The 7,927-nt window shown below is 69.1% G+C and carries 7 protein-coding genes; 1 reads left to right on the forward strand and 6 read right to left on the reverse strand.

All coding sequences use genetic code 11. The features are described 5' to 3' along the window. Nucleotides 1-82 precede the first annotated feature (82 nt). The 6 genes from mmsB to ABB07_RS26690 form a co-directional block, all read right to left on the reverse strand. Nucleotides 83-1,324, reverse strand: a complete 1,242-nt coding sequence (gene mmsB, locus ABB07_RS26665) for a multiple monosaccharide ABC transporter permease (protein WP_208901078.1) — start codon at nt 1,322-1,324, stop codon at nt 83-85. Beyond that, nucleotides 1,321-2,883 carry a multiple monosaccharide ABC transporter ATP-binding protein gene (gene mmsA / locus ABB07_RS26670; protein ID WP_208901079.1) on the reverse strand — a complete coding sequence of 521 codons (1,563 nt, stop codon included), beginning with the start codon at nt 2,881-2,883 and terminating at the stop codon, nt 1,321-1,323. Before mmsA ends, mmsB begins: the two co-directional genes overlap by 4 nt. A 32-nt stretch (nt 2,884-2,915) precedes the next feature. Then, a complete protein-coding gene (chvE, locus tag ABB07_RS26675) occupies nt 2,916-4,025 on the reverse strand; it encodes a multiple monosaccharide ABC transporter substrate-binding protein (RefSeq protein WP_208901080.1) in 1,110 nt (369 codons plus the stop codon). Nucleotides 4,026-4,062: 37 nt separating this feature from the next. Then, entirely contained in the window at nt 4,063-5,034 is a 972-nt protein-coding gene (locus tag ABB07_RS26680; protein WP_208901081.1) for a hypothetical protein, read from the reverse strand. Between the two features lie 150 nt (nt 5,035-5,184). Beyond that, nucleotides 5,185-6,189 carry a zinc-dependent alcohol dehydrogenase gene (locus ABB07_RS26685; protein ID WP_208901082.1) on the reverse strand — a complete coding sequence of 335 codons (1,005 nt, stop codon included), beginning with the start codon at nt 6,187-6,189 and terminating at the stop codon, nt 5,185-5,187. After that, nucleotides 6,186-7,343, reverse strand: coding sequence for a mandelate racemase/muconate lactonizing enzyme family protein (locus ABB07_RS26690; RefSeq protein ID WP_208901083.1), 1,158 nt, complete (start codon nt 7,341-7,343; stop codon nt 6,186-6,188). The genes ABB07_RS26685 and ABB07_RS26690 overlap by 4 nt, the downstream gene beginning before the upstream one ends. A gap of 200 nt (nt 7,344-7,543) precedes the next feature. Between ABB07_RS26690 and ABB07_RS26695 the strand changes: the two genes are divergently transcribed. After that, nucleotides 7,544-7,927, forward strand: a 384-nt coding sequence (locus ABB07_RS26695) for an SCO2400 family protein (protein WP_425264764.1), incomplete at its 3' end; no start/stop codon positions are given.

Here is a 7,927-nt window from a genome sequence, read left to right on the forward strand (position 1 = left end):
GAGCCCGATCGTGCTCAGCGCTTCGCGCCTCCGCGCGTTCGGTCTCTCGACACCGGTGCGCCCCTTCGGCTCACTCGCTTGCTTACGAACCGGACTTGCGCTTGTTCCACACGTCGAAGCCGACCGCCGCCAACAGGGCGAGGCCCTTGATGACCTGCTGCCAGTCGGTGCCGACGCTGAGGAGGTTCATGCCGTTGTTCAGCACGCCGAGGACGAGACCGCCGATGATGGCACCCAGTACGGTGCCGACACCGCCGCTCATGGAGGCGCCGCCGATGAACGAGGAGGCGATCGCCTCCAGTTCGAAGCCGTCGCCCGCCTTCGGCGAGGCCGCGTTCAGACGGGCGGCGACCACCAGACCCGCCAGGGCCGCGAGCACGCCCATGTTCAGGAACACCTGGAAGGTGATGCGCTTGTCCTTCACACCGGACAGCTTGGCCGCCGGCAGGTTGCCGCCGATGGCGTAGATGTGCCGGCCGAAGACCGAGTTGCGCATGACGTAGCCGTAGCCGCCGACCAGCACGCCGAGGACGATCAGGATGATCGGCGCGCCGTCGTAGCTGGCGAGCAGCATCGTGAGGGCGACGATCGCGGCGACCAGCGCGACGAGCTTGAGCAGGAACAGGTTCCTCGGCACCACGTCGAGGGAGAACTCCTGCTGGCGGCGCCGGTCGCGCACCTCCTGCCACACCACGGCGGCGACCAGGACGATGCCGAGGAGCAGGGTGAGGTTGTGGTAGTTGGTGTTCGGGCCGACCTCGGGCAGGAAGCCGTTGCCGATCTTCTGCAGGCCGTTCGGGAACGGGCCGAGGGTCTGGCCCTTGAGCAGGATCTCCGTCAGACCGCGGAAGAGCAGCATCCCGGCGAGGGTGACGATGAACGACGGTATGCCGAAGTACGCGATCAGGAAGCCCTGTACGGCGCCCGCCACCGCGCCCACCAGCAGGCACAGCACCAGGGCGAGCGGCCAGGCCACATGGTGCTGCACGGTCAGCACGGCCGCGAATGCGCCCACGAACGCCGTGATCGAGCCGACCGACAGGTCGATGTGCCCGGCGATGATCACCAGCATCATGCCGATCGCGAGGATCAGGATGTAGCTGTTCTGCAGCACCAGGTTGGAGACGTTGCGCGGCAGCAGCAGGTCGCCGCCGGTCCAGATCTGGAAGAGGACGACGATCAGGCCGAGCGCGATCAGCATGCCGTACTGGCGCATGTTGCGGCGCAGGCCGCCGAGCACCAGCCGCAGCAGGCCCCCGCCGCCCGGTCCGTCCTTGCCCGGCGGCGCCGCGGCCGGGCTCTTGGCGGTCACATCCGTGCTCATCGCGATACCTCTTCGTCCTTCGCCTTGTCTTTCGTCATATGGCGCATCAGCACTTCCTGGGTGGCCTCGGCCCGCGGCACCTCACCGGTCAGCCGTCCTGCGGCCATCGTGTAGATCCGGTCGCACATGCCGAGCAGTTCGGGCAGCTCGGAGGAGATGAAGACGACCGCCTTGCCCTGGGCCGCGAGCTGGTCGATGACCGTGTAGATCTCGTACTTGGCGCCCACGTCGATGCCGCGGGTCGGCTCGTCGAGGATCAGCACGTCGGGCCCGGCGAAGATCCACTTGCTGAGGACGACCTTCTGCTGGTTGCCGCCGGACAGCTTGCCGACCGGCTCGAACACCGTCGGCGCCTTGATGTTCATCGACGTGCGATAGCCCTCGGAGACCTGCCGCTCCGCCTGCTCGTCCACCACACCCCGCTTGGCGACCTTCCGCAGCGCGGTCAGCGAGATGTTCCGGTTGATGGTGTCGATGAGGTTGAGGCCGTAGTGCTTGCGGTCCTCGGTGACGTACGCGATGCCGTGCTCCACCGCCTCCGCGACGGTCTTGGTACGGATCTCCGTGCCGTCCTTGAGGACCGTGCCGCCCGCGTACCGGCCGTAGGTGCGGCCGAAGACGCTCATCGCGAGTTCGGTGCGGCCGGCGCCCATCAGGCCCGCGATACCGACGATCTCGCCCCGCCGGACGCTGATCGACACGTCGTCCACGACCTTGCGCTGCTGGTCGATGGGGTGGTGGACGGTCCAGTTGCGGATCTCCAGCGCGGGAGCCGCGCCCTCCTCCGTCTCATGCGGGGTCCGCTCCGGGAAGCGGTGGTCGAGGTCGCGGCCCACCATGCCGCTGATGATCCGGTCCTCGGTGGTCTCCGGCGCCTTCACGTCGAGGGTCTCGATGGACCGCCCGTCGCGGATGATCGTCACCGAGTCGGCGACCCGGCGGATCTCGTTGAGCTTGTGGGAGATGATGATCGAGGTGATGCCCTGGTTCTTCAGCTCCAGGATCAGGTCGAGGAGTTTGCCGCTGTCCTCGTCGTTCAGGGCCGCCGTCGGCTCGTCGAGGATGAGCAGTTTCACCTCCTTCGACAGGGCCTTGGCGATCTCCACGAGCTGCTGCTTGCCCACGCCGATGTCGGCGACGCGGGTCTCCGGGTGCTCGTCCAGGCCGACCCGGCGCAGCAGTTCGGTGCCGTGCCTGAGGGTCTCGTTCCAGTTGATGAACCCGCGCGTGGCGTGTTCGTTGCCGAGGAAGATGTTCTCCGCGATGGAGAGGTACGGCACCAGCGCCAGCTCCTGGTGGATGATGACGATGCCGCGCTGCTCGCTCGCCCGGATGTCCTTGAACCGGCACACCTCTCCCTCGAAGAGGATCTCGCCCTCGTAGGTGCCGTGCGGATGGACGCCGGAGAGCACCTTCATCAGGGTGGACTTGCCGGCGCCGTTCTCCCCGCAGATGGCGTGGACCTCGCCCTGCCGGACGGTCAGGGTGACGTCCGACAGCGCCTTGACACCGGGAAAGGTCTTGACGATCGAGCGCATTTCCAGGACGGGTCCCGCCATGGTCGTGCCTTCCAATCCGTAGGGGCGGGCGCTTACTTGAGCTCGGACGCGGTGTAGTAGCCGCCGTCGACCAGGACCTGCTGGTAGTTGGACTTGTCGACGCTGACCGGCTGGAGCAGGTAGGCGGGCACGACCTTGGTCCCGTTGTTGTAGGTCTTGGTGTCGTTGACCTGCGGCTTCTTGCCCTTGAGGGCGTCGTCGACCATGGTCGAGGCGACCTTGGCGAGCTGCCGGGTGTCCTTGTAGACGGTCTGCGTCTGCTGACCGGCGATGATCGACTTCACCGAGGCCAGCTCGGCGTCCTGGCCGGTGATGACCGGCAGCGGGTTGCTGCCCGAGCCGTAGCCGTCGGACTTCAGCGCGGACAGGATGCCGATGGAGATGCCGTCGTACGGCGAGAGCACCGCGTCGACCCGGCCGCTCTTGTAGGCGGAGGTCAGGATGTCCTCCATGCGGTGCTGGGCCGTCGTGCCGTCCCAGCGCAGCGTGGTGACCTGGCTGAGCTTGGTCTGCCCGGACTTGACCACCAGCTCCTTCTTGTCGATGTACGGCTGGAGCACGCTCATCGCGCCGTTGAAGAAGTACTGGGTGTTGTTGTCGTCGTTGGAGCCGGCGAACAGCTCGATGTTGAACGGGCCCTTCTTGCCGGCGTCCAGGCCGAGCTTGTGCACGATGTAGGTGCCCTGCAGGACACCGACCTTCTCGTTGTCGAAGGAGGCGTAGTAGTCGACGTTGGGGGTGCCGAGGATCAGCCGGTCGTAGGCGATCACCGGGATGTTCGCCTGGTGCGCCTCCTGGAGCACGTTGTTCAGCGACTTGTTGTCGATCGCCGCGACGATCAGGCCCTTCACACCCTGTGTGATGAGGTTCTCGATCTGCGAGACCTGGGTGCTCGGGTCGTCCTCGCCGTAGACCAGCTTGGTCTTGTAGCCCATGGACTGCAGGTTCTTCACGACATTGTTGCCGTCGTTGATCCAGCGTTCGGAGGACTTGGTCGGCATCGCGATTCCGATGGTGGCGCCCTTGACGTCACCCGTCTTCTCCTTGCTGCCACCCGAGCCGCTCTGACCGCAGGCGGTCAGGGTGAGGGCGAGGGAGGCGGCGCCGGATATCGCGGCGAGTGCGGCTCTGCGGTTGCGCATGGTGATCCGTCCTTGTTCTTCTCGTCGTTGAGCGGGGTCAGGCGGTGGTGGGGAAACGGTTGAGCGGGCCGGGCAGACGGGAGCCGAGCGGCGCCATGTCGCCGTCCGCGCCGTGCCGGGAGAGCAGGTCCAGGGCGAGCCGGCCGCGCCGCACCCGCTCCCGGGCGGTGTCCAGGGTCACGTCCCTGAGGTGGGTGCCCCACGGGTAGATGCCGGGGGCCTTGGACAGGCCGAACTTCAGGTAGAGCGGGGCGCCGCGCCGGATGAGCTCGGCGACCTCGTACATCCGCACATAGCCGCCGAGGTCGTCGGGTGCCTCGATGTACATGTCCATCGGGGCGGCGGAGACCCGGCGGATCTCGGTGAGGTGATCCAGCGTCAGGTCGCTGGGCACGTTGACGGAGTCGGCGCCGAGCCGCTCGTAGACGGCGTACGACGCCGGGTTGACGGGACCGATGAGCGCCGAGACCTTCAGCGTGGTGTCGGCCGGGACGATGCCGTTCTCCCGGGCCCGGTGCAGCGTCCACAGCACGCCCTCGTCGGCGACCAGCAGGCACTTCACGCCCAGCTCGGTGGCCCGTACGGCGTCCTCGACGCAGCCGGCGACGGCGTCGTGGCCCCGTGCGCGCAGTCCGGCCCCCCGTGAGTCGGACCGCACCGAGCCACCGATGTCCCAGGTGCCGCGCGGGCCGGTGAACAGGCAGAGCTCGATGTCGCGTTCGGCGGTGGCCTCGACCATCTCGGTGATCTCGGCGTCGGTGAGCATCCACACGCCGCTGCCCTGGCTGATCCGGTGGATCGGCACATCGAGGCGCGAGGCCTCCTTCAGGACGACCGCCAGCGCTTCGGGACCCTCGCACGAGGGGATCTCGGTGCGCCAGCGGCCGCCGCCCGGGAAGCTGTGCGCGGAGGCGTCGGCGGGGTCGAGGGCGGGCGCGCCCAGGCCGAGGGCGGTGAGTGCCTGCTCACCGGGTCGGCGGGCCGCCGGGGCGGAAGCGTCGGTCGTCACAAGCTGTCCTTCGTGGTCGAGACGTTCGAGATATCGGACGAGGTTCGCGGCTCGGGGCGGAACACGGCCCGGGTCGTGCTGCGGAAAAAGCGGCCGTGGTGGTACGCCGGTCAGGGCGCCGTCAGGTCACGCCCTGACCGGCGTACGTCTTCAGGGGCGGAGCAGCACCTTGCCCACCTTCGGATCACCCGCTCCGACCAGCTCGATGGCCTGCGGGAACCCGGTCAGCGGCAGCTCGTGCGTGACCAGCGGCAGCGGGTCCAGCAGCCCGGCGCCGAAGACCCGCACGGTGTGCGCCCAGGCGTCCGGCGGCGCCCCGAACACGGTGTGCACCTCCAGTTGCCGTACGACGAGATCGGTCGGGTCGAGCCCGTCCGCGCCCGGCGCCGGGATCCCGGTCAGCACCAGCCGCCCGCCGCGCCTGAGCAGCGCGGCGGCGGTGCGCGCGGCGGACGCGGACCCGGCGGTCTCGATCACCACGTCCATGTCGTCCGGGAGCTCCTGGTCCTTGAGCCGGAAGCCGGTCGCCCCGAACCGCCGCGCGAGCGCCTCCCGGTCGTTCCCGGTCCCCACCACGAGCAGCTCCGCCGGCGAGACCGCCTTCAGGAACTGCACGGCGAACATCCCCAGCGTGCCCGTGCCGACCACCGCGACCCGCTCGCCCGGCAGGGCGCGGGCCTTCAGCGCGGCGGCCGCGACGCAGGCGGCCGGCTCCAGCAGGGCGGCCGCGGTGAGGTCGGCGTCGTCCGGCAGGACGTGCAGCAGCCGGGCCGGGAGGGTCAGCGTGCCGGCCATGGCGCCCGGCTGGGTGAACCCGGTCTCCTCGTAGCCGTCGGTGCACAGGGTGGTCTCGCCCGCGTGACAGCGGTCGCAGACCTGGCAGTTGCGGAAACCCTCGCCGACGACCTTGCGCCCGACGAGCCCCGCCGGCACCCCGGCGCCCACCTCGGAGACCGTCCCCGACCACTCGTGCCCGGGGGTGAGCGGGTAACGGACGTACCCTTCGGGCCGGTTGCCCTGGTACACCTCGCGGTCGCTGCCGCAGATGCCGACCGCGTGCACGGCCACCAGCGCCTCGCCGGGACCCGGCTCGCGCGGCGTGTGCGCCACGAGCCGGTGCCGGCCCGGGGCCTCCACGACGACGGCGGTGCTCACTTGGTCCCCTTCGGCCTGCGCTGCTCCCAGCCCTCGGCCCACAGGTCGAACCGGGCCTGCTGCTGCGGGAACTCGGCGGCCGCGTCGACGTCCAGCTCGACCCCGAGACCGGGCGCGTCGGACAGCTGGAAGTACCCGTCGACGACCTGCGGAGCCCCCTTGACCACCTTCTTGATCTCCGCGTCGGCGAAGTCGTTGAAGTGCTCCAGGATCTTGAAGTTCGGCGAGGTGAAGCCGACCTGGAGGGAGGCGGCGGTCAGCACGGGGCCGCCCACGTTGTGCGGCGCGACCAGCATGTAGTGCGTCTCGGCGGTCGCGGCCAGCTTCCGGGTCTCCCAGATGCCGCCGATGTGGCCGACGTCCGGCTGGATGATGTCCACGGCCTGGCTGTCGAACAGCTCGCGGAACTCGATGCGGTCGTGGATGCGCTCACCGGTGGCGACCGGGATGTCCACCTTGGCCGCGACCTTCTGAAGCGCCTTCAGGTTCTCCGGCGGGACCGGCTCCTCCAGCCAGGCCGGCCGGTAGGGAGCCATCTCCTTGGCCAGCCGGACGGCGGTGGCCGGGGAGAAGCGGCCGTGCATCTCCAGCATCAGCTCGGCCTCCGGGCCGATGGCGTCCCGCACGGCCTCGATGAGCGAGACGGCGTACAGGGTCTGCTCGTGGTCCAGCTCGAAGTGCCCGGTGCCGAAGGGGTCGATCTTCAGCGCCTTGTACCCGCGCTCCATCACCCCCTGGGCGGCCTTGTGGTAGGCCTCCGGGGTTCGCTCGGTCGTGTACCACCCGTTGGCGTACGCCTTGACCCGGTCCGTCACCTTGCCGCCGAGCAGCTGCCACACCGGCACGCCCAGCGCCTTGCCCTTGATGTCCCAGCAGGCCGTCTCGACGACCGCGATGCCGGACATGACGATCTCACCCGCACGGCCGTAGTCGCCGTACTTCATCCGGCGGACGAGGTCCTCGACCGCGAACGGATCCGAGCCCAGAATGTGGTTGGCCTCGGCCTCCCGCAGGTAGCCGATCAGCGCGTCGGTGTGACCGAGCATCCGGGTCTCGCCGACTCCCGTGATCCCCTCGTCGGTGTGCACCTGGACATAGGTCAGGTTGCGCCACGGCGTGCCGACCACGTGCGTGCTGATTCCGGTGATGCGCACGGCAGTTGCCCCTCGGTTGTTCGAGATTTCGTCACACGTTCGAAATGCTGGCGTGACAGTAAGGACGGGGCGGTGGGGGTGTCAATGGGGCGAACAGGTAACGGTTTCGGCAAGCCTTTCGAGAATTCTTTCGTGTTCTACGAAACCTTCACAGGGGCGCCTAGGAACGTGACCGACGGGGAATCTAGTCTTCCGGCGTCATGGACTACTGCCACCCGTGCCAACGGCACCTCAACGGCGCCCTGGCCTGCCCCGGGTGTGGAACTCCGGCGCGCGCCGCCGCGGAAGCGCCGCCCGCGTACGCGCGCGCGGGCGCGGGCGAGACGCCGGGGTACGGCGTCCCCCAGCAGTACGAGGCCCAGCCGTACGGGACGCAGCAGTACGACGCTCAGGCGTACGGGGGTCAGCGGCACGAGGCCGAGGCGTACGGAGGACAGCGGCACGAGGCTCAGTCGTACGGGGGTCAGCCGTACGGCTCTCCGGAGTACCGCGTGCCCGAGCAGTACGAGCCGGCCGGTCCCCAGGAGGCGGCGTGGGCGGGGGAGCGGGAGCCGCGCGAGGAGTGGGCTACCGGGGCCGAGTCC

Origin of the sequence: Streptomyces incarnatus (assembly GCF_001027185.1) — a bacterium.
Classification (GTDB): Bacteria; Actinomycetota; Actinomycetes; order Streptomycetales; family Streptomycetaceae; genus Streptomyces; species Streptomyces puniciscabiei.